The following is a 23,683-nucleotide window of genomic DNA, read 5'->3' on the forward strand; positions in this document are numbered from 1 at the left end:
TGGCGCGGCAATCGCCAGCCTGACAGTTTCCAGATGGCGCCTTAGCCAAGAGGTTACTCAGGGCTCGCTTGAGCGCAGATATCCGAGGACAGCATCCGCAATCATCGATTTATGGCGCGCGTATAGCTCCGGTTCGGAGAGGTCGCGCTTGAAGATCGTCCCGAAGGTGTAGCGGTTCGAAACGCGGAAGAAGCAGAAGGCGCTGATCAGCATATGGACGTCGATGGCATCAGCGCGGCGTTTGAACATTCCGCTTGCGAGGCCGCGGTCGACAATGTCCTGAAGGGTGCGAATAACCGAAATGTTCAGGTCGGCAATCTCGCTCGATCGCTTCATGTGCATGGCGTGGTGAATGTTCTCGATGCTGACGAGACGCACGAAGTCGGGATTGTGCTCGTCGTGGTCGAAGGTCGTGCTGATCAATCGGCGAAGGGCTTCGTCCGGCGGTAGCTCGCCGAGTTGCAGGTCTGCTTCGAGCGTTCGGATCTTCCGATAGGCCTTTTCCAGGACGGCGAGATAGAGGCCTTCCTTGCTGCCGTAGTAATAATAGATCATCCGCTTGGATGTGCGCGTCTTTTCCGCGATCGAATCGACCCGCGCGCCGGACAGGCCGAATTCGGCAAACTCCTCCGTCGCCACATCGAGAATGTCCTCCCGCGTGCGTCCGGGATCATTCCTGCGCGTTTCCCTCGCCGTCTTCGTCATGTTTCTCCACCCCGGTCGGCGCTCACGGCTTTCATGTGGCGCGCCGAGCTTTCCGTTCATAGAGCCACGGCTCCAACGCATCAAGCTGCGAGCTGTTGACACTAACTAGTTAGTACATTACCGTCCAATGCAGGTTGGGAGGCCTGAAGCGATGGGTTGATCTCGCTTCGGAAATGGGAGCCGTCATGACGAAACAGCGTGACATAATGCGGGCCGGGCTGATCGGATATGGCATCCAGCGGTCGCTGACGCCTGCCATGCATATGCAGGAGGGGCTGGCCCATGGCCTCGACTACTCTTACGAACTCATCGACCTCAACGAACGCAAGCTCGGTCCCGATGACCTCGAAAACCTGATTGTCGAGGCGGAGGAGCGGGGGTTCTGCGGTCTGAACATCACATATCCCTGCAAGCAGAAGATTCTACCGCTGCTCACCGACGTCTCGGATGATGCGCGCAAGCTGGGTGCTGTAAATACCGTTGTGCTGCGGGACGGGAAGCGGATCGGGCACAATACCGACTGGTGGGGTTTTGCGCAGGGGCTTACGCGGCAGTTGCCGGATGCAGATCTGACGTCCGTGATTCAGATCGGTGCAGGCGGGGCTGGCGCTGCGACAGCCTTTGCCGTGCTGGAGATGGGGGCGAAGGCGCTGGCCATCTCCGATATCGACCAGACGAAGTCTGCCGAATTGGCATCGCTGATGGCGGGACTTTTCCCCGAGGCGCGTGTCGAGCCGGTTCGAGAACTCTCGACCAGCGTCGAACGGGCGACGGGACTGGTGCATGCCACGCCCATGGGTATGGACAAGCATCCAGGCATTCCCTTGCCCGCGGACTTGCTGAGACCGTCGCTCTGGGTTGCCGAGATCGTGTATTTTCCGCTCGACACGGCGCTCTTGCAGGCCGCCCGCAGGCGCGGGTGTCGCGTGGCGAACGGCGGCGGGATGGCCGTCTTCCAGGCGGTCGGGGCATTTTCCCTGTTCACCGGTCTCGAACCTGACGTGAGCCGTATGCTCGGTCATTTCGAGATGCTGACGCGCGGAGGCGGCGAGGTCCGCCTGCAGAGCGCATGAAAGAATGAGGCGGCGTTGCCGGCAGCTGGGACGCTGCTGTGGCGCCGGTCCAAATGATTGCAATAACAGCCCAGGAGGGGCAGGGAGGAGGAAGACATGTCCGCGATGCTTACTATCGCTCGCCCCGTGACGGCGTCGATCGCCTTGCCGCTTTCCCGAAGTGCTTCTCCTGATGGCGTCCTGGCGGCTTGCAGTTCTCTACGCGAAATGCAGGGAGATCCGGTATGAGGACCTCGATTGCAACAGTCTCCATCAGCGGTGAATTCGAAGAAAAGCTCGCAGCCATCGCGCGGGCCGGCTTCGACGCCGTCGAGATCTTCGAGAACGACTTCCTCGCCTTTGATCGTTCGCCGGCTGAAGTGGGCCAGATGGTTCGCGATCATGGCCTTGCTGTGTCGTTGTTTCAGCCGTTCCGCGATTTCGAGGGCATGCCCGAACCCTTTCGGTCCCGCAATTTCGATCGCGCCGAGCGCAAGTTCGATCTCATGATGGAACTTGGCACGGACATGATGTTGATCTGCTCCAACACGTCGCCAGTCTCTCTCGGCGGGGTCGATCGGGCTGCAGAGGACTTTCACGCGCTGGGCGAGCGAGCGGCCCGCCGCGGCCTGAAGGTGGGATATGAGGCTCTCGCCTGGGGGCGGCATATCAACGACCATCGTGACGCTTGGGAGATCGTGCGTCGAGCGGACCATGCCAACATCGGGCTGATTCTGGACAGCTTCCATACCCTGTCCCGGAAGATCGATCTCAACTCGATCCGCACGATCCCCGGCGACCGCATCTTCATTGTGCAGCTTGCCGATGCGCCGCTGATCGAGATGGATCTCCTCTACTGGTCCCGGCATTTCCGCAACATGCCGGGCGAGGGGGATCTGCCGGTTGCGGCCTTTATGGAGGCCGTCGCGGCAACCGGTTACAACGGCTATCTCTCGCTGGAGATCTTCAACGACCAGTTTCGCGGTGGATCGCCAGATGCCATTTCGAAGGATGGTCGACGGTCGCTCGTCAACCTCATGGATCAGGTGGCGCGTGCCGAGCCGGCGATCCGCATCCCTGTCCCCGCCATGCCGCCCCGTGCCAAGGTCTTAGGTGTCGCCTTCATCGAATTCGCGGCAGGTGACGCCGAGGAGCGGGACCTGGAGGCGCTGTTCTCAATGCTCGGGTTCACAGCGGTCGCCCGGCACCGCAGCAAGGCGGTCACGCTCTATCGTCAGGGCGAAATCAATCTGATCATCAACAGGGAAGAGAGGGGCTTCGCCAATGCCTCCTATCTCGTCCATGGTGCCAATGCCTATGCCTTTGGCCTCATGGTCGATGATGCGGCTCAGGCGCATGCGCGGGCCCTGGAGCTGGGTGCCGAGGATTTTCGCCAGGCTGTGGGCCCAGGCGAGCTGCAGGTCCCGGCGATCCGTGGCGTGGGCGGCGGCATCGTCTATTTCCTCGATCAGAAGAGCGAGCTCGCTCGCATATTCGACGTCGAGTTCACCGCGATCGAAGGGGTTTCTGAATACGGTGCGGATGTCGGTCTGACCCGGATCGACCACCTCGCGCAGACGACGCGTTACGAGGAGATGCTGACCTGGCTTCTGTTCTACACGTCGCAGCTCGACGCTTACAAGACGCCGGTGGTGGACATCGTCGACCCGGCGGGCCTCGTCAGAAGCCAGGTGGTCGAGACGCAGGACGGACGGCTGCGGATCACCCTCAACGGAGCGGAAAACCGCAATACACTCGCCGGCCGTTTCATCGCCGAAACTTTCGGCTCCGGCATCCAGCATCTCGCCTTCGAGACTGACGACATCTTTGCAACGGCCGAGGCGCTTGCCGCCCGCGGCTTTAGTGCGCTGGTCATTTCACCGAACTACTATGACGATATTGAAGCTCGGTTCGGCCTCGATCCGCAGTTGGTCGAGCGCATGAAGATCGCCAACATTCTCTATGATCGGGACGATGCAGGAGAGTATTTCCAGCTCTACTCCCCGACCTACGGTGAAGGATTCTTTTTCGAGATCGTCGAAAGACGCGGCTATCGCGGATATGGAGCGCCGAATGCGATCTTCCGGATCGCGGCCCTCAAGCGTCATCTGCGGCCAAGGGGGATGCCGAGATGACGCCCCATGAGCAGAGAGCCATCAGTTCGCACCGCTTCGCGTCGTTGTCGCCTATCGCCAGGAGCGCAGCTTCAGTTTGCGACAGTGCCTCCGAGCGCAATCGTCAGCGATTGATCGATGTGACGGGAGAGCGCCTCGGCGGCGGCATCGGCCGAGCCTTCGAGCATGGGCGTCAGGAAGGCGATGTGCTCCGCGATCACTCTCTTCGCATTGTCCCGGGTCACGCGAACCCTGGCCTGCGCCGTCATCCGGATCTTGATGGCGGTCACCCGATAGACATTCGAGATCAGGCTGTTCTCCATCGCGCCGACCATGGCAGCATGCATATGCCAGTCATAGACCTGAAGGTCGCGCAGGAAAATCTGGAGATCGACAGTCTCGTCCGAGGACAGTCGCTCGCGTGCGGCCGTATGCCAGTCAAGCCAGCTCCGAATCACGGCCCGATCGAGCCGCTGGATCAGGTCCGGGATCGCGCTGAGCTCGATCACCCGCCGCATCTGGTAGGCTTCCCGGATAAAGGTGACGTCGAGGCTCGGCACCATCAGTCCTCGCTGGGGCAAGGTCTGCAAAAGGCCCTCGGCCTCAAGCCGCGGGATGGCCTCGCGGATGGCGCTCAGTGTCATCTCGGTCGTCTCGACCAGTTCGCGCTGGGAAATGATCTGGCCAGGCCTCAGTCGGCCCCAGTTGAGAAGTTCTTCGATCCGGCTGTAGGCGAGCTGTCGAAGAGAGTTCTCGCCTCCGGGCGAAGCTTGCCGTGCCGTCGCTCTGTCTTTCATGACTTCACACTGTTCGCGTTCGGGGTTGATAACAGTACACTAACATGTTAGTTCGATATCAGTAAGGCAAGATTGCTGTCCAGAGTGCGTTTGAAAACGTTTGGAGGAACGGAACGCGGCGGGGCAGCGAAGAAATCCAGTAATTTCTATAGTCAAAACGGGAGGAGACTACGCAATGAAACTCACAATGACCCGCCGCTTCCTGATGGCATCCGCCATCACGTTTACTGCTCTTGCGGTGAGCAGCCCACTTTCGTCTGTCGTCGCACAGGACAAGCCGGTCATCCGGATGTCGACGCCGGCATCCGAGACCGATCAACGCTCTGTCGCACTTTCGACCGTCTTCGGTCCGGCGATCAGTGAATTCGCAACCTACCAGCCACACTACAACGCCTCACTCGTGCCGCAGGGGTCCGAACTCGAAGCTATCGCTGCGGGTGACCTGGAAATGTCGATCACATCGGCGCAGGAACTCGCGAACTTCCTGCCGGAATTCTCCATTTTCGCCACCGGCTACGTGCACCGGAGTGCGCAGCATCAGGTCAATGTCTTTAACGACCCGATGATGGATCCACTCAAGGCGAAGGTGGAAAGCGAGCTCGGCGTCAAGCTGCTCGCCGTCATGTATCTTGGAAAGCGCCATGTGAACCTGCGCTTCCCGCGTTCGGAGAAGAACGTCATGACTCCGGCCGATCTGGCTGGTGTCAATCTGCGCATGCCCGGCAGTGATGCCTGGCAGTTCCTCGGCCGCGCCATCGGTGCGAACCCGACGCCGATGGCCTTCACCGAAATCTATACCGGTCTGCAGACCGGCTCGGTCGACGGTCAGGACAATCCGCTGCCCACGGTCGTCGATGCGAAGTTCTATGAGGTGACGAAGCAGGTCAGCCTGACCGCTCATCTCGTCGACCTGAACTATGTTGCCTTCTCCAAGGCCGTCTGGGACAAGTTGAGCCCTGAACAGCAGGCGGCTGTCCAGAAGGCTGCGGAAGATGCGGCGCAGTCGGGTCGTGAAGGCCAGCTGAAGAAGGAGGACGAACTCGTTGCCTTCCTGACGGAGCAGGGTCTCGAAGTCTATGAGCCCGATCTCAATGCCTTCCGCACGCATGTTCAGGCGCAATATGTCGGGTCGGAGTTCGCCAAGGCCTGGCCGGAAGGTCTTCTCGACAAGATCAACGCTCTCGCCGACTAAGCGATAGAACCAGTGACGTGGGCCGGGGAGACATCTCCGGCTCGCTCATTCAACGCTGCGTCCTGGCAAAGGTGACGATGTGTCTTCTTTATCGAAACTGTTTCGTACATCGGCAGAGGCGGTCGCTGCCGTTCTCATGGCCTCCATGTTCGCGACGTTCATCCTGCAGGTGCTCGTGCGCTACACGGCACGCATGCCCTGGGTGGCGGAAAACATGCCATTCCTGCAGCCGGCCAATTTCGGATGGACGCTCGAGTTCTGTCTGGCCGTGTGGGTCTGGCTGATTTTCTGGGGGAACAGTTTCGTCGTCCGGGTCGAGGACCACGTCACTTTTGATGTGCTCTATGTTTCCGTGTCCCCTCGTATCCGACGCATCTTCACAATCATCACCGGCCTTGCGGTCGCCATCGCCCTATTGTTGTCGGTCGCGCCCACCTGGGATCGGCTCTATATTCTCCGGCTGAAGAGGACTGCCACCCTGGGTGATCTCTTCGGCGATTGGATCCGGATGCGTGACGTCTACATGATCTACATCGTCTTTCTTGTCGCTGTGGCGGCCCGCTACTTCTGGCATGTCTGGCAGGCTCTGCGCGAAAGCCTCAACGGTCCTGCTAATTCTGGCCAGACAGGAGGCCAGGCATGAGTATCGCTTTTCTTCTCTGCATCGTCATTCTCTTGGGCCTCGCCGTCATGGGGACGCCGATCGCCTATGCGATCCTGGTCGCATCACTGGCCTATCTGGCGGCCACCGGCCAGAGCATCGGCATCAGCGGCAAGATCCTGATCGACGGGCTCTATCAGAGCTTCATCCTGCTTGCCGTGCCGCTCTTCATCATCGCCGCCAACATCATGAATGCCGGATCCGTCTCCGATCGCCTGCTGCAATTCTGTGTGGCGCTGGTCGGGCGTTTCCGGGGTGGCCTCGGCCATGTGAACATCCTCTCCTCGCTCGTCTTCTCCGGCATGTCGGGTTCGGCCATCGCGGATGCCGCGGGTATCGGCAAGATGATCATCGACATGATGGTGAAGTCGGGTCACTACACGCGCGGCTATGCCGCTGCGATCACGGCTGCATCCGCCACGATTGGGCCGATCATTCCGCCGTCGATCCCGATGGTGCTCTATGCGCTCGTCTCGAACACCTCCATCGGCTTCCTCTTTCTCGGCGGCATCGTGCCGGGCCTGTTCATGGGCGCCGTGCTGATGGCCATGAATGCCTGGATTTCGCGTAAGCGGGGCTTCGCCAAGCATGAGCCCGTGCCGCTCAAGGATTTCCCGGCGCTCACGATCAATGCAGGTCCGGCGCTGATGATGCCCGCGATCCTGCTCTACGGCATCTATGGCGGTGTCACGACGCCGACCGAAGCGGCGGCGGTTGCAGCCTTTTACGCACTGATCTTGGCGACGATCTTCTACCGGTCGCTCAGTTTCAAGCATTTCTACGAGATCCTGGTCAGCAGTGCGCGCTCGTCGGCGGCCGTCGGCCTGATCATTGGCGGCGCACTCATCCTGAACTACATCGTCGCGTCAGAGAACATCCCGACTGTGGTTGCCAACGCGCTGGTCGGCCTGGATGTGCATCCTCTGGTCTTCCTGCTCGGCATCAATCTGCTGCTTCTGGTTCTTGGCTGCTTCCTCGATGCATCAACGATCATCCTCGTCATCATTCCGCTCTTCATACCGACATGCCGTGCGCTCGGCATCGACCTCGTGCATTTCGGCGTGGTCGCCGTGGTGAATTGCATGATCGGTCTGATCACCCCGCCCTACGGCATCCTGCTCTTCGTCATCAATGCCGTGACCCGGATCCCGCTTGCGGAAATCATCCGGGAAATCTGGCTGTTCCTCGCCGCACTTCTCGTGGCGCTCCTGCTGCTGATCCTCATACCCGATATCACGCTCATGCTGCCGCGAGCCCTCGGTTACGCCGGCTGATCGCAACTGTTCCGAAATTCGAGGTGCCTCCCATGCCGCATAACTTTCACGGGATCTTCCCCGTGGTCATCACGCCCTTCAATGAAGGCAACACAATCGACTGGGATGGATATTCTCGGCTGATCGAATGGTATATCGATCACGGCTCGCACGGTCTGTTTGCCGTCTGCCAGTCTTCGGAAATGATGTTTCTCTCACTCGAGGAGCGGTGTGCGCTGGCGGACTTCACGGTCCGGCAGGTGAAGGGGCGAGTGCCGGTCGTCGCCTCCGGGCATATTTCGCAGAGCATGGACGATCAGAAGGCGGAATTGCGGGCCATGGCCGAGACGGGTGTCGATGCCGTCGTGCTGGTCACGAACCGGCTTGCCGCCGCCGATGACGATGCGTCCGTCTTCATGACGCGGATGCAGGATCTGCTCGGTTCACTTCCCAGCGAGATGATGCTTGGCCTCTACGAGTGCCCGGCTCCCTATCGCCGCCTGCTGACCGATGACGAGGTGAAATGGTGTGCCGAGAGCGGCCGCTTCGCCTTTCTGAAGGATGTTTCCTGTGATCTCGACCACATCAGGCGTCGCCTTGCCATCGTTGAGAATACGCCGCTGGCGATCAACAATGCCAATGCTGCAATCGCCTGGCCTTTCCTGCAGGCCGGCGGACATGGCTTTTCCGGCGTGATGAACAACTTCCACCCCGATCTCTATCGCTGGCTCTACGATCACGGTGACGATCATCCAGAACTGGCCGCCGAACTAGACACTTTTCTCGTCCTTTCGGCGATGTCGGAGAGCCTCGGCTACCCGAAGCTCGCCAAGCACTACCATCGGCGCATCGGCACATTCTCGAATGTCCACAGCCGCGCCGTCCCCCATGACATCACGGAGCGTCACTGGGCTGTGGAAACGATCCTCGACCATATCGTGACAGGGGCCGAGCGCTTCCGATCCAGAATTGCAAGCGCTTGACGTTTGCCTGATGCATGGGGGGATTTGCTCCTTCTGTCATTACGGGCGCCGCGATCAGGTCGACTGGCGTTCCACGAGGACGCACTCGACCTTCAGCTGTTCGTGCGAGCTGGCGAGGCCGCCAGCGAGGTCGGCGATACGCAATTCCGGAGCTATCGGGAAAGGCGTCGTCAAACGGCGGCGAAACGGGCCGTCACGGATATGGCAATCGAGCCGGCAGAGGCGTCGGATCACTCATGACTGGAGTGAAGTCTGTCCTGTATACAGGGTGACGGTGTTCTAGTGGATTCTGTCAGGCTAGACCAGGAATGGCGGTCCTGGGTTGACGTGATGTATACATTATGGCTTTCTATCCGGCGATAGAGGAGGAGCTGTCATGTCCAAACCCACCTTTCCGCTGAATGCCTGGTATGCTGCTGCTTATGACGTCGAGCTGAAGCGTCAGCTTTTGCCGCGCACGATCTGCAACAAGCCTATCGTTTTGTATCGCAAGGAAAATGGCACGCCAGTTGCGCTTGCCGATGCCTGTTGGCACAGGCTGGTCCCGTTGTCGCTGGGCCGGCTCGACGGCGATAATGTGGTCTGTGGTTATCACGGCCTCGAATTCGACGAGACAGGTCGCTGTGTATACATGCCCTCGCAGGACACGATCAATCCGTCTGCTTGCGTGAAATCCTATCCGATTGCGGAGAAGCATCGCTTCATCTGGATCTGGCCGGGGGATCCGGCGCTGGCCGATCCAGCGCTCGTGCCCGACATGCATTGGAACCAGGATCCCGATTGGGCAGCCGACGGCAAGATGATCGAGGTGAAGTGCGACTATCGCCTCGTCGTCGACAACCTCATGGATCTCACCCACGAAACCTTCGTGCACGGCTCGTCGATCGGCAATCGGGCGGTCGCCGAGGCGCCGTTCGAGGCGAGCCATTCGGATCGCTTCGCCTATATCACCCGCTGGATGGACGACATCGACCCGCCACCGTTCTGGCGCAAGCAGTATGGCCGTCCGGGCAAGGTCGACCGTTGGCAGATCATCCGTTTCGAGGCGCCCTGCACGGTGACCATCGACGTCGGCGTTGCCGAGGCCGGGACAGGTGCCAAGCATGGCGACCGGTCCAAGGGGGTGAATGGTTATGTTCTGAACACGATCACGCCGTCGACGGACAAGACCTGTCTCTACTTCTGGGCCTTTGCCCGCAACTACGATCTCGGCAATCAGGCGCGGACGCACGAGCTGCGCGAAGGCGTGGCTGGCGTGTTTCGCGAGGACGAGGTCGTGCTGGAGGCGCAGCAGAAGGCGATCGATGCCAATCCTGACCATCAGTTCTACAACCTCAACATCGATGCGGGGTCAATGTGGGCCCGCAAGCTCATCGACCGGATGATCGACGCGGAGTTGAAACCGCAGGTCAGCCCTCATTCCGTTGCGGCGGAGTGACGGCATGAGCCTCGACACGGATAGGGCGCCCAAGCAGCAGACGGCAAAGGCGCTGCTCGGGCTCCGGGACCTCATCCTCACCGGTGAAATCGAGCCGGGTGAACGCTTGTCGGAAGTCGCGCTTTCGGATCGGCTCGCGGTGTCGCGTACGCCGTTGCGGGCCGCCTTGCAGCGGCTCGAGCAGGAGGGGCTCGTTGCGCTCATTCCCTCCGGCGGCTATGCCGTGCGCTCCTTCAGTCGGCAGGAGGTGATCGATGCGATCGAGTTGCGCGGTGTTCTGGAGGGGACGGCTGCGCGGCTGGCGGCGGAGCGAGGGGTGACGCCTGCTCGCATGAAAGCCATACGTGAGGTCGTGACACAGTTAGATGAGGTCCTGCAGGCCGAGGCCCCGGCGATGGATTTCGATCGGTACGAGGCGCTGAACGGCAAGTTCCATCGGCTACTCTGGGATCTGTCTGGCAGCGACCTGTTGCGGCGGGAAGTCGAACGCATGACGAGCCTGCCCTTTGCGAGCCCCAATGCCTTTGTGAATACCGAGTCCAATGCACCCGCCTTCTATAGGACGCTGGTCGTGGCGCAGGCGCAGCATAAGGCGATCGTTGGAGCGATCGAATTGCGTGAGGGTGCGCGCGCCGAGGCGCTCGCGCGCGAACATGCACGACTCGCCCGGCAGAACCTTGATTTTGTGCTGGAGGAGCAGCCCGATCTGCGCCGGAAGGTTCTGGCGCTTGCCCTGATGGCTGGCTGATCGGTTCGTCGAATTCATATGTGGGAGGACTTCATGCGTTCCAAGCTGGAATGGCGCGCAGCGCGCGTCGTATCGATCGAAACCCCGGCGGAGGACGTCCGGGCCGTGACCTTTGCGGTCGAGGGCCTGCGTTCGGCTTTCGATCCCGGGTCGCACACAAATATCAAGGTTGTCATCCGGGGCGAGCCGGCGATCCGCACCTATACCGTGCTGCCGAGTGCTCCGGGGACCTTGACGATCGCCGTCAAGCTGCATCCGAACAGCCGGGGCGGATCGGCCTTCGTCTGGGGGCTGTCGATCGGTGATGAGACCGAGATGACGGAGCCGGAGAACCGCTTCGAGCTCTCCTGGCGGGCGTCACGCTATCTGCTGATCGCAGGGGGAATCGGCATCACGCCGATCTATGGCATGGCGAAGGCTTTGGTCGCGCGCGGGCAATCTGTGCGGCTGATCTATGGCGCTAAGAGCCGGGCCCAGATGGCCTTTGTCGAGGAATTGCAGGCCGAGTTGGGTGAGGGGCTTGCAACCTTCGTTCAGGACGAGGGGCGGGCCCTTGATCTGGCGGCCGAATTTGCCGCGCTGCCGGTCGACGGCGAGGCCTATATCTGCGGTCCGCATGGTCTGCTGGAAGCAGCGCGAAACACCTGGCGGGAGAGCGGGCGGTCGATGAGCCGATTGCGCTTCGAGGTCTTCGGGGATAGCGGCCGCTTCGCCGAGCAGCCCTTCTCGGTCACGGTGCCGCAATATGGTCGGACGGTCGAGGTGCGGGCCGACCAGACGATGCTGGACGCGCTGATGGAGGCGGGCATCGACATGGTCTATGACTGTCGGCGCGGCGAATGTGGGCTCTGCGCCGTCAACATCGTCGACGCCTCGGCGCCGCTCGACCATCGCGATGTGTTCTTCTCTCCCGAAGAGCGGCACGAAGGCGAGAAGATGTGCGCCTGTGTCTCGCGGGCGGTGGGTGGGAACGTGACGATCGATACCGGCTATCGGCAAGAGGCATTGTGGGCTTGATGAGCCTGCAGTTGCATCAGTCGCTTTCGCCCTCGATCAGGATCATCGGCCACAGGCGTCTGCGAACAGCATCCGGATAGTGATGCGCGAAGTCCGGCATGGTGGCGAGCAGGCTTTCGGCGAGGGCGATGCCGAGCGCTCTGAGGTCGGGGCGAAAGCAGGTCAGAACCGGGTTCAGAAACTGCGCCTGGGGGCTATACTGGCCGATGACGGCAATGTCCTTGCCCGGCTTCAATCCCACCTCCTGCAGCCCGCGATAAAAACCAACCACGGTTGCCTCGTTGAGGAGGATGATTGCGGACGGGCGGTCGCGGGATTTCATCACCTGCTGGGCGACATGATACCCGCCCGGCTCGTTCGGTCCTGAGCGATAGACATGCGCCGGATCGAGTTCGAGCCCGTGGCGGGCAAGCACCACGCGGCAGTGGTTCTCGAAGACGTGGCCGAGATTGATGTCGCCATGCGGTCGGCTGATCGCGATCCGCCGATGACCCTTCGCCACCAGACGCTCCAGCGCATCCTCCGCCATGCCCTCGAAATCGAGGTCGTACCAGGGCTGACCAACGTCGGTCTGACTTCGGCCTAGCGTGATGAAGGGGATCTTCGTCTTGTGCAGCAGTTCGAAGCGGGGATCCTGAAAACGGGTCGCCGAGAGGATGATGCCATCGGCAAAGCCTCGCGCGACAATGCGTTTCAGGTAATCATCGGGGTCTTCCTCCGATGAGCAGAGGAGGGCGACGAGATCGAGCTTGTGGCGCGCAAGCACCGTTTGCATGCCGTCGAAGACACGCATGAAAAAGGTGTCCCCCTGGCCGGTGATGTCGTGGCCGGTCTGCATCATGAAGCCGATGATGCCGGTTGCGCCCTTGCGCAGAGATCGCCCGGCCTGGTTCGCCACATAGCCCAGCTGTTCGGCTGCTTCCAGCACACGCCGACGGGTCTCCTCGTTGACGTCGGGCTTGCCGTTCAGTGCACGGGAGACCGTCCCAATCGATATGTCGAGATGTTCGGCCAGTTGCCGGATGCCCTTCATCAACCCCTCCGCTGAAACGCACGCCGTAATCGTTTACGAAATCTCTATTGACACATGGGCTGTCTCGTTCATAGTGTCGTAAACGTTTACGGGATGTGCGGAAGAGGAGTTCTGCTCATCCTTTGGGAGGATATCAGTGACATACAAGGCCGTTTTGTGTGGGTGCGGAGCTATGGCCAAAGGCTGGCTTCGAGCGCTTCAGTCTGCTTCCGATCTGAGCAACGAGGTCGAGATCGTTGGTCTCGTCGATCTCGATCTCTCGGTGGCGAACGCGCTCGCAACTGAGTTCGGTCTCGATCAAGTGACCATCGGATCGGATCTGGCTTCGGTCATCGAGGCGACGCAGGCGAATATGGTGTTCGACGTGGTCGTGCCTTCCGCCCGTTCCGCCGTTGTGTCAACCGCCCTCAAACTCGGCTGCCATGTGCTCTCGGAGAAGCCCCTTGCTGCCTCCATGGAAGAAGCGAAGGCATTGCTTTCGCTCGCTGCTGAAACGGGCCGCGTGCATGCCGTGGTGCAGAACCGACGCTTCATCTCCGGCGTCCGGCGTCTGCGCCGTGCCGTCGAGGACGGGTTGATCGGCGAGGTCTCGGGTATCCATTGCGACTTCTTCCTCGCCCCGCATTTCGGCGGCTTCCGGGAAGCCATGGACAATGTGCTCTTGCTCGACATGGCCATCCACACTTTCGACGCCGCACGTTTCGTCTCCGGCAAGCAGCCGCTCTCTGTCTATTGCGTCGAGACCAATCCATCCGGCTCCTGGTATGCCCATGGTGCCTCTGCCAACGCGATTTTCCGGCTCTCCGGCGATGCCGTCTTCACCTATCGCGGTTCCTGGTGTGCCGAAGGGCGGCGCACGAGCTGGGAGAGCGCCTGGAGGCTGGTTGGCTCGAAGGGCATGATCACCTGGGACGGCGAGGAAGGTTTCGAGGCGACTGTCGCCGGAGGCGAGCCTAGTCTGCTGCGTGGTCATCGTATTCTTCCCATTCCATCCGCGCCCGACGATGGCGAGACCCACGGACATCAGAGCGTGCTCATCGACTTCATCGATGCGGTCAAGTCCGGGCGAAAGCCCGAGACCGTCAGCTACGACAACATCAAAAGCCTTTCCATGGTCTTCGGCGCGATCGAGAGCGCCCGGACCGGTCTTCCCGTCAGCATTTCAGTCGAAGGACATTGAGCCCGTGAGCAATTCCGCAAAATCCATTCGTATCGGAACCATGGTCAGCGCCAGCGGCGGTAAGGCAGCCGAGCGCATCGGACAGATCGCCGACATGGGCTTCGAGAGCTTCGAGCCCTTCTTCTGGCAGACCACGAACGGCCAGGACCTTGCGGATCTCGGCAAGCGTTGCGTGGAAGCGATCGGCGATCGCGACATCACCATCTCGACGCTCGGCATGTTCGGCAATCCGCTGGAAGAGACCGAGATGGACCTTCAGACCCTGCAGGGCTGGAAAGACTGCATCGACAATGCCCATCATTTCGGTGCGACCTGTATCGCCGGCTTCACGGGGCGTATCCGTAACCGTCCACTGACGGAGAGCCTACCGCGTTACCGCGAGATCTGGAGCGAGCTCGCCAAGCGTGCAGCCGATAAGGGCGTGAAGATCGCCTTCGAAAACTGCGCCATGGACGGCAACTGGCAGACCGGCGACTGGAACATCGCCCACAACCCCGATGCCTGGGAGCTGATCTTCAACGAGACACCGGACGAGCATATCGGGCTCGAATGGGAGCCGTGCCACCAGATGGTCTATCTGATCGACCCGATCCCGCAGATCCGCAAATGGGCGCGCAAGTTCTTTCACGTGCATGGCAAGGACGCGACCATTCGCTGGGACGTGATCCGCGAGCATGGCGTCTTCGGCAAACATCCTTTCGTCTTCATGCGCACGCCGGGCTTCGGCGACACCAACTGGACGGATGTGATTTCCGAGCTTCGGCTCGCCGGCTGGTCCGGTTCGATCGACATCGAGGGCTGGCACGATCCGGTCTATCGCGACGCGCTTGAGATGACCGGCCAGGTGCACGGCTTGAATTACCTGAAGAATTGCCGGGGCGGGGATTTCGTCACCGATCCGGCCTGAATTTTCGGAAATATGGGTCTTGTGGAGGACAAGGCCCATGCAGAAACCCAAGAGGAGGAAACCATGGGTATTCGCAAGCATATCGTCTTCAGCGCCTTGGCGCTCGCCAGTGTCTCTCTGTTCGGGCTTTCCGCCCAGGCAGAGGACGTCAAGATCACCGTCTGGTCGCTCGATCGCGATATCCAGCCGGCTCCCAACCTGATCAAGGACTTCAACGCGTTGGGGAACGGCATCACCGTCGAATATCGCCAGATCCAGTTCGACGACGTCGTCAGCGAGGCGATGCGCGCCTATTCGACCGGCCAGGCGCCCGACATCATCGCGATCGACAATCCCGAGCATGCGCTTTTCGCCTCGCGTGGCGCCTTTCTCGATCTGAGCGACAAGATCGCCGCCTCGGATGTCGTCAAGCCTGACAATTACTATCCCGGTCCGCTGAAGTCGGTCATGTGGGACGGCAAGTATTTCGGCATCCCCAAGGCGACGAACACGATCGCGCTCTATTACAACAAGGACATGTTTACGGCGGCGGGGCTGGATCCGAACAAGCCGCCTCAGACCTGGGCCGAGCTGGTGGAGACGGCCCGCAAGCTAACTGATCCCTCGAAGAACATCTATGGCCTGACCTTCTCGGCCAAGGCCAATGAGGAAGGCACCTTCCAGTTCCTGCCCTGGGCCCAGATGGGCGGTGGCAGTTACGACAAGGTCAATTCCGAAGGCGCGGTCAAGGCGCTCGAAACCTGGAAGACAATCATCGACGAGAAGCTCGCCTCGCCGGATACGCTGACGCGCAGCCAATGGGATTCGACCGGCACATTCAATTCCGGCAACGCGGCCATGGCGATCTCAGGCCCTTGGGAGCTGGACCGCATGCTCAAGGAAGCGAAGTTCGACTGGGGCGTCGCTCTCCTGCCGGTGCCGCAAGAGGGCGCGCAGCGGTCCTCGGCCATGGGTGACTTCAACTGGGCGATCTTCTCCAACACGGAGCATCCCGACGAAGCCTTCAAGGTTCTCGAATACTTCGTGTCGCAGGACGACCGCATGTTCAAGGACTTCGGCCAGCTTCCGCCACGTTCCGACATCACCATCCCGCCCACCGGCGAGGCTCTGAAGGACGCGGGCCTCAAGGTCTTCATCGAACAGCTGCAATATGCGCAGCCGCGCGGACCGCATCCCGAATGGCCGAAGATCTCCAAGGCGATTCAGGATGCCATCCAGGGGGCGCTGACGGGCCAAATGTCGCCCAAGGAGGCGCTTGATCAGGCGGCGGAAAAAATCAGCGCCGTTCTCGGCTGACCAATCGGCAGGCGCGCCAATCCTTGCGCCTGCCCTTCGAAACCTCCCGGAAGGCCGTCCCTCGTTTTGTCATCCGGGGGGCGGCCCGACCGGGGAGCATTTTGGCAGTGCGGAGACATGCATGCGCAAGATCCTGACCAGCCTGACCGACGGAAGAGGCTTCGATATCGGCCTCGTATCCTTGCCGCTCGGCTTCCTATTCCTGATGTCCGGCCTGCCGCTCATTTACAACGTGCTGATGAGTTTCCAGGAAGTCGACATGTTCTCGCTGGGCAGCTTCATCCGCCCATTCGTCGGCTTCAAGAATTACGAAACGCTGTTTTCCCAGCGCGAAACCTGGCCGATCCTCGGCAATACGGCCCTGTTCGTCGTCGCCTCGATCATCGGCCAGTTCGTCATCGGTTTTTCGCTGGCCTTGTTCTTCTGGGTGAATTTCCCGGGAGCTTCGTGGCTTCGCGGTCTTTTTCTGGTGTCCTGGGTGATGCCGGGTCTGGTTGTCGGCGCGATCTGGAACTGGATCCTGTCCGGTGACTTCGGTGTGCTGAACTACATGCTGCGGGAAACAGGGATCATAACCAGCAACATCTTCTGGCGCTCGGACCCTGATTTTTCGCTCTGGGCTGTCATCATCGCCAATGTCTGGCTCGGCACGTCCTTCAACATGATCCTGCTTTCCGTCGGCCTGTCGGGCATCCCGAAGGATCTTTACGAGGCGGCGGAGCTGGACGGCGCCAATGTCTGGCAGCGCTTCTGGACGATCACTCTGCCGATGATGCGCTCGACCATCGGCGCCATCATCTCGCTCGGCCTGATCTTTACACTGCAGCAGTTCGATCTCTTCGCGGCGATCACATCTGGCGGACCCAACAATTCGTCCAATGTCACCCAATACTGGGCCTGGGACCTGTCCTTCCGACAATACGATTTCGCCCAAGGTGCGACGATCTCGGTCATCATGATCGTCTTCGTGATGTTCGCTTCGATCGTCTACGTGCGATCTACCCGACATGAGGTGCGCGGATGAGTGAGACCAATCGAAACCGACTGATGTTGGCGATCGCACTCGTGCTCGCCGCGATCTATCTGTTCCCACTCTACTGGATGTACATCACCACCTTGAAAAGCGGCTCGGCGATGTTCGCCACGCCGCCCAGCTTCTGGCCATCCGACCCGCAGTGGTCGACATACGCCTATGTCTGGGAGAGCCGCAACCTCGCCCGCTACATGTGGAACTCGCTGGTCATCGCGTTTGGGGCCGTCGCGCTGATCACGGTGCTCGGCACCGGCTGCGCCTATGTGCTCGCCCGCTATCGCAACCGATGGATCGATGTCGGGTTGTTCCTGATCCTGATGCTGCAGGTTCTGCCTGCCTCGCTGATGATCACGCCGATCTTCGTCGGCTTTTCCCAGCTGGGCATGCTCGAATATCCCAGAGTGGCGGTCATCATAGCGATTGCGGCGAAAAGCATGCCTTTCTTCGTCGTGCTCGTGCGCGCCACCTTCATGAGCGTGCCGATCGAACTCGAGGAGGCGGCTCTCGTCGACGGCAATTCGCGGGTCGGGGCCTTCTTCAACATTGTGCTGCCGCTCGCTCGCAACGGCATCTTGGTCGCCGCCATCCTGATCTTCATGCAGGCCTTCGGCGAGTTCGTCTACTCGAAGTCGATCATTCAGGCCGTCGAATACCAACCCGCCAGCGTCGGTCTCAATTCCTTCATGGGTCCGAACACCAATGAGTGGAACAACATCATGGCATTCGCCACGATCTACGTGACCCCGATCCTCGCCGTCTTCGTCCTTCTGCAGCGCCGGATTGTGTCCGGTCTCACGTCTGGAGCCCTCAAATGACCCACCAGATCGAACTCTCCGGCGTCAACAAGCACTACGGCGCCTATCACGCACTGCGCGACATCGACCTCAAGATCAAGAAAGGCTCCTTCGTGGCACTTGTCGGGCCGTCCGGGTGTGGCAAGTCTACCTTGCTGCGGTCGCTGGCCGGCCTCGAAAGCATCTCGACAGGGGACCTCGTCATTGCGGGTGAGCGGATGAACGGCGTGCCGCCGCGCAAGCGTGACCTTGCCATGGTCTTCCAGTCCTACGCGCTCTACCCGCACATGACGGTTGAAGAGAACCTCACCTATTCGCTGCGCATCCGCGGGGTGAAAAAGGCGGAGGCGAAGAAGGCAGCGGAGGAGGTGGCGGCGACAACCGGTCTTTCCAATCTGCTGCATCGCTACCCGCGCGAACTCTCCGGCGGCCAGCGCCAGCGCGTCGCGATGAGCCGGGCGATTATCCGGCATCCCAAGGCCTTCCTGTTCGACGAGCCGCTGTCCAATCTCGACGCTGCGCTCCGCGTCCACATGCGCAAGGAGATCCGCTCTCTGCATGACCGGCTCGGTGCGACCTCGGTCTATGTCACCCATGACCAGATCGAGGCGATGACCATGGCCGACCATGTCGTGGTCATGCGGCAAGGGGTAATCGAGCAGCAGGGCGCGCCGCTTGAGCTCTATGATCGCCCGGTCAACAAGTTCGTCGCCGGCTTCATCGGCTCACCCGCCATGAACTTCATCCCCGCCAAGGTCGGTGCGGATGGCAAGTCGCTGGTGCTCGATCTCGGCAGCCCGCAAAACATCTCCCTCGATCGGCCCATTCCGACGGCGTCCAATCTGACCGTCGGACTGCGGCCCGAACATCTGCGGCTTGTCCCGGACGCCGAGGCCAAGATCCGGCTGCCCGTCGGCATCGTCGAGAGCACGGGTTCGATGACCTACATCACGTCGGCCAGCCAACCGGAGATCAATGTCGTCGTCTCCGAGCGCCAGTCTCTTCGGCATGGAGAGATGATGTCGCTCGGCTTCGATCCGGCGCATCTGCACCTGTTCGATGCAGATAGCGAAAGGCGGATCGAAATCGCGGAATGATCGACAGCTATCCCGTCAGATGTCCAGCGTGGTCTGGCGCTCCCACGCGGTGAAGTGCGCGCAGTAGCCGTTCCAATCGTCGTGCTTGAGCTTAAGATAGGCGTCGGAGAATTCCGACCCTAGAGCTGACTTCAGCGCGCTGTCCTGTTCGAAGGCGCGCAAGGCATCGAGGAGGTTCAGCGGCAGCCGTGGGGCATCCTTCACCATGTGGCCGTCGCGGTACATGTCGATGTCGTGGTGCGGGCCTGGATCGGCATTGCTCTTCAGTCCGCTCAGGCCTGCCGCGATGATGATCGCCTGGAGCAGATAGGGGTTTACCGCACCATCGGGCAGCCGCAGTTCGAAACGACCGGGACCGGGGACGCGCACCATATGCGTGCGGTTGTTGCCGGTCCAGGTGACGGTATTCGGTGCCCAGGTGGCGCCGGAGACGGTGCGCGGCGCGTTGATGCGCTTATAGGAATTGACCGTTGGGTTGGTGATCGCGGCCAGTGCCGAGGCGTGTTTCATGATGCCGCCAAGGAAGGTCTTGCCCTTGGCCGAGAGCCCGAAGGGCATGTCCTTGTCGGCAAAAGCGTTGACCTTGCCGTCGAGATCCCAGACGGAGATATGCGCATGGCAGCCATTGCCGGTCAGGCCCTTGAAGGGTTTCGGCATGAAGGTCGCGCGCAGGCCGTGCTTTTCGGCGACGGATTTCACCATGAACTTGAAGAAGGAGTGCTTGTCGGCCGTCCTCAGCGCGTCGTCATACTCCCAATTCATCTCGAACTGGCCGTTCGCATCCTCGTGGTCGTTCTGATAGGGCTTCCAGCCGAGCGACAGCATGTGGTCGCAGATCTCAGCGATGACATCATAGCGGCGCATCAGCGCCTGCTGGTCGTAGCAGGGTTTTTCAGCCGTATCGAACTGGTCGGAGATGGTCTCGCCGTCCGGAGAGATCAGGAAGAATTCCGGCTCGACGCCGGTCTTGACTCGGAGGCCAAGTTCCGCAGCTTCGGCGACCAGTTTCTTCAGCATGACGCGTGGGGCCTGAGCAACCGGCTGATCATCCATCATGCAGTCGGCGGCAACCCAGGCGACATCCTTCTTCCAGGGCAGCTGGATGACCGATGCGGCATCAGGGATGGCGAAGAGGTCCGGATGGGCGGGCGTCAGGTCGAGCCACGTGGCGAAGCCGGCAAAGCCCGCACCTTCCTTCTGCATGTCGGCGATCGCCTGGGCCGGGACCAGCTTGGCGCGCTGGGCACCGAAGAGGTCCGTATAGCTGATCATGAAATATTTGATGCCTCGCTCCTTCGCGAAGCCTGCCAGATCCTGTGTCACGTCGTTCCCCTGTTTTTATGGATTGAGACACATGTTTAGATAAGAAGAATGGCCGCATCCGTGGGAGTCGGATGCGGTCATCAGGGCTTTTAAAAACCTCCCTTGCCAGGATACCAGCTGGTGCCGGCGAGTGGCACCTGGGCCATGGCGGCGGCCTCCATCGTCAGTGCGCAGAGATCCTCCGGCTCCAGATTGTGCAGCTTGTTCTTGCCGCAGGCACGCGCGATGGTCTGCGCCTCCAGCGTCATGACCTTCAGATAATTGGCAAGCCTGCGGCCGGCAGCGACCGGGTCGAGGCGGGCTGCAAGCTCGGGATCCTGCGTGGTGATGCCGGCCGGGTCCTTGCCTTCATGCCAGTCGTCATAGGCGCCTGCGGTGGTGCCGAGCTTCTGGTATTCCTCTTCCCACTTCGGGTCGTTGTCACCGATCGCAACGAGCGCTGCCGTGCCGATCGAAACGACATCGGCACCAAGCGCCAAGGCTTTTGCGACATCGGCGCCGGAGCGGATGCCACCCGAGATTATCAGCTGCACCTTGCGATGCATGCCGAGATCCTGCAGCGCCTGGACGGCGGGTCGGATGCAGGCGAGGGTTGGCATGCCGACATTCTCGATGAACACGTCCTGCGTTGCCGCCGTTCCGCCCTGCATGCCGTCAAGCACGACGACATCGGCACCAGCCTTCACGGCAAGAGCGGTGTCGTAATAGGGGCGGGCGCCGCCGACTTTCACATAGATCGGCTTTTCCCAATCGGTGATTTCTCGCAGTTCGAGGATCTTGATTTCCAGATCGTCCGGGCCCGTCCAGTCCGGGTGGCGGCAGGCGGAGCGCTGGTCGATGCCCTTGGGCAGGTTGCGCATCTCGGCCACACGGTCGGAGATCTTCTGGCCGAGCAGCATGCCGCCGCCGCCGGGCTTGGCACCCTGGCCGACCACGATCTCGATCGCATCGGCGCGGCGCAGATCCTTCGGGTTCATGCCGTATCGAGAGGGGAGATACTGGTAGACAAGCTTCTCGGAATGGCCGCGTTCCTCGTCGGTCATTCCGCCGTCGCCTGTTGTCGTCGAGGTGCCTGCGAGTGTTGCGCCGCGTCCCAAGGCTTCCTTGGCATTGCCGGAGAGGGCGCCGAAGCTCATACCGGCGATGGTGATCGGGATCTTCAGCTCGATCGGCTTCTTGGCGAAGCGGGTGCCGAGTACCACCGAGGTGTCGCATTTCTCGCGGTAGCCTTCTAGCGGATAGCGCGAGATCGAGGCACCGAGGAACAGCAGGTCGTCGAAATGCGGGACCTTGCGCTTCGTGCCGCCGCCGCGGATGTCGTAGATGCCGGTGGCTGCAGAGCGGCGGATCTCGGCGAGTGTGTGATCATCGAAAGTGGCGGACTTGCGCGGCGGGGTGAAAGGGTTGTGGTAGCTCATGGCCTGTCCTCGCCTCAATACGCGTCGGCATTGTCTATGTTGAAATTGTAGAGCTTGCGGGCCGAACCGTAGCGCTTGAACTCTTCGGGCTTGGCATGCGTCACACCGGCCTTGGCCAGCAGTTCGGCGAGCATTTCGAGATGTTCCGGGCGCATGTCCTTTTCGATACAATCGGCGCCGAGGCTCTTCACCGAGCCGCGCACGAAGAGCTTCGCTTCATAGATGCTGTCACCCAAAGCTTCGCCCGCGTCGCCGCAGACGACGAGATGGCCCGACTGGCCCATGAAGGCCGACATGTGGCCGATCGAGCCGTGCACGACGATGTCGATGCCCTTCATCGAGATGCCGCAGCGAGAGGCGGCGTTGCCCTTGATGACCAGCAGGCCGCCGCGACCGGTGGCGCCGGCATACTGACTGGCATCGCCCTCGATGACGACAGTGCCGGACATCATGTTTTCCGCGACGCCCGGGCCGGCGGAACCACGGATGGTGACCGAACCACCGTCGTTCATGCCGGCGCAATAGTAACCGACGGAGCCCTTCACCTCGACGGTAACCGGCGCGTCGATGCCAACGGCCACGGCATGGCTGCCGCGCGGGTTCACCACCTCGAACAGGGTGTCGTTCGACCCTGCGCCGAGGTTGTGAAGTGCGCTGTTCAATTCGCGAAGCGGGGTATGGGAGAGGTCGAAGATTGGCATTCAAGAAAGCTTTCTCGGAAGGGAGCGGTTCAGGCGGCCTTTTCGTGGTCCCAGAAATAGACGGTGGCCGGCTCCGGCTCCCAGACGCGGGCGGTCTCGATGCCTGGCAGGTTCACGAGCGCCCGATACTCGGAACCGAAGGCGACATACTGGCCGGTCTCGGCCATGACGGCGGGCTTGCAGGCGATCGGGTCGCGCACCACGCCGAAGCCGGTCTTGGTGCCGACAACGAAGGTGAAGAAGCCATCGAGATCGTCGAGCGCGCCGGTGAGGGCTTCGCCGAGATCCTTTCCCTTGGCCATCTCGGCTGTCAGATAGGCAGCGGCGACTTCGCTATCGTTCTGGGTCTCGAAGGACATGCCTTCGCGGATCAGTTCGCGGCGCAGGTTGTTGTGGTTCGACAGGGAGCCATTGTGCACGAGGCATTGGTCGGCACCCGTTGAAAAGGGATGGGCGCCGAGTGTCGTGACGGCGCTTTCGGTTGCCATGCGGGTATGGCCGATGCCGTGGGTGCCGCCCATGGCACGGACGCCGAAACGCTGCACCACGTCTTTTGGTAGGCCGACTTCTTTGAAGATCTCGACGCTTTCCCCTGAGCCCATGATGCGGACATTGGGGCGGATTTCGGCAAGGGCCGCCCGGATTTCGGTTAGCTGGCTCGCGCCGATCGAGATGACCGCATGGGTACTCTTCAAATCGATTTCCGCGGCGATGCCTGCCTTGGCCAGATCTTCGGCGAGGCCCGCAAAATCACTTTCCGGGGCGGCCGACTGGATGGTGACCTTGGCCGTTTTGCCATCGACGCCGCCATAGATGGCGATGCCCGCCGAGTCCGGTCCTCGGTCGGTCATGGTGATCAGCATGTCCGAGAGGAGATCGCCGAGCCGGGGCTCCAGCGCCTTGTCCTTGAGAAACAGACCTACAATGCCGCACATGGCTAC

23 protein-coding genes are annotated in these 23,683 nt (G+C 61.0%); 15 read left to right on the top strand and 8 right to left on the bottom strand.

All coding sequences use genetic code 11. From position 1 onward, the window contains the following. Positions 1 to 57: 57 nt before the first annotated feature. Complete coding sequence (locus E9677_RS06250; protein WP_136557257.1) at positions 58 to 705, bottom strand: TetR family transcriptional regulator; 648 nt, start codon at positions 703 to 705, stop codon at positions 58 to 60. Positions 706 to 890: 185 nt separating this feature from the next. Between E9677_RS06250 and E9677_RS06255 the strand changes: the two genes are divergently transcribed. Both E9677_RS06255 and E9677_RS06260 read left to right on the top strand, forming a co-directional pair. Further along, positions 891 to 1,778 (top strand): shikimate dehydrogenase, encoded by an 888-nt coding sequence (locus E9677_RS06255; protein ID WP_136557258.1) that lies wholly within the window; start codon positions 891 to 893, stop codon positions 1,776 to 1,778. Between the two features lie 224 nt (positions 1,779 to 2,002). Next, complete coding sequence (locus E9677_RS06260) at positions 2,003 to 3,892, top strand: bifunctional sugar phosphate isomerase/epimerase/4-hydroxyphenylpyruvate dioxygenase family protein (RefSeq protein WP_136557259.1); 1,890 nt, start codon at positions 2,003 to 2,005, stop codon at positions 3,890 to 3,892. Positions 3,893 to 3,963: 71 nt separating this feature from the next. On the opposite strand, the gene E9677_RS06265 is transcribed toward E9677_RS06260, so the two are convergent. After that, complete coding sequence (locus tag E9677_RS06265; protein WP_136557260.1) at positions 3,964 to 4,668, bottom strand: GntR family transcriptional regulator; 705 nt, start codon at positions 4,666 to 4,668, stop codon at positions 3,964 to 3,966. A 175-nt stretch (positions 4,669 to 4,843) separates the two neighbouring features. Between E9677_RS06265 and dctP the strand changes: the two genes are divergently transcribed. The 4 genes from dctP (at position 4,844) to E9677_RS06285 (ending at position 8,757) form a co-directional block, all read left to right on the top strand. After that, positions 4,844 to 5,860, top strand: a complete 1,017-nt coding sequence (gene dctP / locus E9677_RS06270) for a TRAP transporter substrate-binding protein DctP (RefSeq protein ID WP_136557261.1) — start codon at positions 4,844 to 4,846, stop codon at positions 5,858 to 5,860. 79 nt (positions 5,861 to 5,939) lie between these two features. Further along, on the top strand, positions 5,940 to 6,503 hold the full coding sequence (locus tag E9677_RS06275; protein ID WP_136557262.1) for a TRAP transporter small permease: 564 nt from the start codon (positions 5,940 to 5,942) through the stop codon (positions 6,501 to 6,503). Beyond that, the gene (locus E9677_RS06280) at positions 6,500 to 7,795 is read left to right on the top strand and encodes a TRAP transporter large permease (RefSeq protein ID WP_136557263.1); all 1,296 of its coding nucleotides are present in this window, start codon (positions 6,500 to 6,502) and stop codon (positions 7,793 to 7,795) included. Before E9677_RS06275 ends, E9677_RS06280 begins: the two co-directional genes overlap by 4 nt. A 32-nt stretch (positions 7,796 to 7,827) precedes the next feature. Then, entirely contained in the window at positions 7,828 to 8,757 is a 930-nt protein-coding gene (locus E9677_RS06285) for a dihydrodipicolinate synthase family protein (RefSeq protein ID WP_136557264.1), read from the top strand. 54 nt (positions 8,758 to 8,811) lie between these two features. Here the strand turns inward: E9677_RS06285 and E9677_RS06290 are convergent, their stop codons facing one another. Beyond that, positions 8,812 to 8,991 carry a hypothetical protein gene (locus E9677_RS06290; protein ID WP_136557265.1) on the bottom strand — a complete coding sequence of 60 codons (180 nt, stop codon included), beginning with the start codon at positions 8,989 to 8,991 and terminating at the stop codon, positions 8,812 to 8,814. Positions 8,992 to 9,133: 142 nt separating this feature from the next. Between E9677_RS06290 and E9677_RS06295 the strand changes: the two genes are divergently transcribed. The 3 genes from E9677_RS06295 to E9677_RS06305 are packed head-to-tail and all read left to right on the top strand — an operon-like array spanning position 9,134 to position 11,960. After that, positions 9,134 to 10,195 (top strand): aromatic ring-hydroxylating dioxygenase subunit alpha, encoded by a 1,062-nt coding sequence (locus E9677_RS06295; RefSeq protein WP_136557266.1) that lies wholly within the window; start codon positions 9,134 to 9,136, stop codon positions 10,193 to 10,195. Positions 10,196 to 10,199: 4 nt separating this feature from the next. Continuing rightward, positions 10,200 to 10,943, top strand: coding sequence for a GntR family transcriptional regulator (locus E9677_RS06300; RefSeq protein ID WP_136557267.1), 744 nt, complete (start codon positions 10,200 to 10,202; stop codon positions 10,941 to 10,943). Between the two features lie 33 nt (positions 10,944 to 10,976). Further along, on the top strand, positions 10,977 to 11,960 hold the full coding sequence (locus E9677_RS06305) for a PDR/VanB family oxidoreductase (RefSeq protein ID WP_136557268.1): 984 nt from the start codon (positions 10,977 to 10,979) through the stop codon (positions 11,958 to 11,960). Positions 11,961 to 11,976: 16 nt separating this feature from the next. Here E9677_RS06305 and E9677_RS06310 read toward each other — a convergent pair whose 3' ends face one another. Then, entirely contained in the window at positions 11,977 to 12,993 is a 1,017-nt protein-coding gene (locus tag E9677_RS06310; RefSeq protein ID WP_136557269.1) for a LacI family DNA-binding transcriptional regulator, read from the bottom strand. Between the two features lie 136 nt (positions 12,994 to 13,129). Between E9677_RS06310 and E9677_RS06315 the strand changes: the two genes are divergently transcribed. The 6 genes from E9677_RS06315 to E9677_RS06340 all read left to right on the top strand — a co-directional run bounded on the left by E9677_RS06315 (position 13,130) and on the right by E9677_RS06340 (position 19,300). Further along, the gene (locus E9677_RS06315; protein ID WP_136557270.1) at positions 13,130 to 14,173 is read left to right on the top strand and encodes a Gfo/Idh/MocA family protein; all 1,044 of its coding nucleotides are present in this window, start codon (positions 13,130 to 13,132) and stop codon (positions 14,171 to 14,173) included. A gap of 4 nt (positions 14,174 to 14,177) precedes the next feature. Further along, positions 14,178 to 15,080, top strand: a complete 903-nt coding sequence (locus tag E9677_RS06320) for a sugar phosphate isomerase/epimerase family protein (RefSeq protein WP_136557271.1) — start codon at positions 14,178 to 14,180, stop codon at positions 15,078 to 15,080. 63 nt (positions 15,081 to 15,143) lie between these two features. Then, positions 15,144 to 16,376, top strand: coding sequence for an ABC transporter substrate-binding protein (locus E9677_RS06325; RefSeq protein ID WP_136557272.1), 1,233 nt, complete (start codon positions 15,144 to 15,146; stop codon positions 16,374 to 16,376). A gap of 121 nt (positions 16,377 to 16,497) precedes the next feature. After that, positions 16,498 to 17,400, top strand: a complete 903-nt coding sequence (locus E9677_RS06330; RefSeq protein WP_136557273.1) for a carbohydrate ABC transporter permease — start codon at positions 16,498 to 16,500, stop codon at positions 17,398 to 17,400. After that, complete coding sequence (locus E9677_RS06335; RefSeq protein WP_136557274.1) at positions 17,397 to 18,224, top strand: carbohydrate ABC transporter permease; 828 nt, start codon at positions 17,397 to 17,399, stop codon at positions 18,222 to 18,224. The genes E9677_RS06330 and E9677_RS06335 overlap by 4 nt, the downstream gene beginning before the upstream one ends. Continuing rightward, on the top strand, positions 18,221 to 19,300 hold the full coding sequence (locus tag E9677_RS06340) for an ABC transporter ATP-binding protein (RefSeq protein ID WP_136557275.1): 1,080 nt from the start codon (positions 18,221 to 18,223) through the stop codon (positions 19,298 to 19,300). Before E9677_RS06335 ends, E9677_RS06340 begins: the two co-directional genes overlap by 4 nt. A 15-nt stretch (positions 19,301 to 19,315) precedes the next feature. Here E9677_RS06340 and glnT read toward each other — a convergent pair whose 3' ends face one another. The 4 genes from glnT to E9677_RS06360 all read right to left on the bottom strand — a co-directional run bounded on the left by glnT (position 19,316) and on the right by E9677_RS06360 (position 23,677). Further along, on the bottom strand, positions 19,316 to 20,623 hold the full coding sequence (glnT, locus tag E9677_RS06345) for a type III glutamate--ammonia ligase (protein ID WP_136557276.1): 1,308 nt from the start codon (positions 20,621 to 20,623) through the stop codon (positions 19,316 to 19,318). Between the two features lie 89 nt (positions 20,624 to 20,712). Further along, positions 20,713 to 22,041: an FMN-binding glutamate synthase family protein gene (locus E9677_RS06350; RefSeq protein WP_136557277.1), complete on the bottom strand. Its 1,329-nt coding sequence runs from the start codon at positions 22,039 to 22,041 to the stop codon at positions 20,713 to 20,715. A gap of 14 nt (positions 22,042 to 22,055) precedes the next feature. Further along, positions 22,056 to 22,742 carry a GltB/FmdC/FwdC-like GXGXG domain-containing protein gene (locus tag E9677_RS06355; RefSeq protein WP_136557278.1) on the bottom strand — a complete coding sequence of 229 codons (687 nt, stop codon included), beginning with the start codon at positions 22,740 to 22,742 and terminating at the stop codon, positions 22,056 to 22,058. Positions 22,743 to 22,771: 29 nt separating this feature from the next. Further along, complete coding sequence (locus tag E9677_RS06360; protein WP_136557279.1) at positions 22,772 to 23,677, bottom strand: class II glutamine amidotransferase; 906 nt, start codon at positions 23,675 to 23,677, stop codon at positions 22,772 to 22,774. Positions 23,678 to 23,683 lie beyond the last annotated feature (6 nt).

Source organism: Peteryoungia rhizophila (genome assembly GCF_004912145.1).
In the GTDB taxonomy this organism is placed as follows: domain Bacteria; phylum Pseudomonadota; class Alphaproteobacteria; order Rhizobiales; family Rhizobiaceae; genus Allorhizobium; species Allorhizobium rhizophilum.